1 protein-coding gene is annotated in these 654 nt (G+C 63.3%); it reads left to right on the top strand.

Features of this window, described 5'->3' with window-relative positions; genetic code table 11:
• Window positions 1-654, top strand: a 654-nt coding sequence (locus tag EN893_RS36730) for a zinc-binding dehydrogenase (RefSeq protein ID WP_164901533.1), incomplete at both ends; no start/stop codon positions are given.

Genomic DNA, 654 nt, shown 5'->3' with positions numbered 1-654 from the left:
GTGAACATGTTTCGGGTGTGCCCGGTTTCCATCTCGACGGTTTCGCGCAAGAGAAGATCAACCTGCCGGCTCGCCTGCTGGTCCCCGCCCCGCCCGGCGTGACCGACATCGGCGCGGCGGTCGCGCCCGTCACCTTCGGCACGGTCGAGCACATGCTGTTCGACAACGCCAGGCTACAGCCCGGCGAGACGATCCTTATCCATGCCGGCGGATCCGGCATCGGCTCTGCGGCCATCCAGCTGGCCAAGCGGATGGGCTGCACCATCATCACCACGGTCGGCTCCAACGACAAGATCGACAAGGCCAAGGCGCTCGGCGCCGACCATGTCATCAACTACCGCGACGACCGTTTCGAGGGCGTCGTGCGCAAGCTGACCAAGAAGAAGGGCGTCGATGTCGTCTTCGAACATGTCGGCGCCGACACTTTTGCCGCCTCGATGCTGTGCCTGAAGCGCGGCGGCCGCCTGGTGACCTGCGGTTCGACTTCCGGCGTGTCGACGCAGATCAATCTGATGCAGCTGTTCCAGCAGCAATTGAAACTGCTTGGCTCGTTTGGCTGCCGCATGGAAAACATGGCCAACGCCATGCAGAAAATGGCGGCGGGACAGGTCGCACCCGTCATCGACACCGAAGTCGGCTTCGACGGTATCGACG

Origin of the sequence: Mesorhizobium sp. M7A.F.Ca.CA.004.04.2.1, from assembly GCF_004022825.1 — a bacterium.
GTDB lineage: Bacteria > Pseudomonadota > Alphaproteobacteria > Rhizobiales > Rhizobiaceae > Mesorhizobium.
This window is presented reverse-complemented; position numbering and strand designations above follow the sequence as displayed.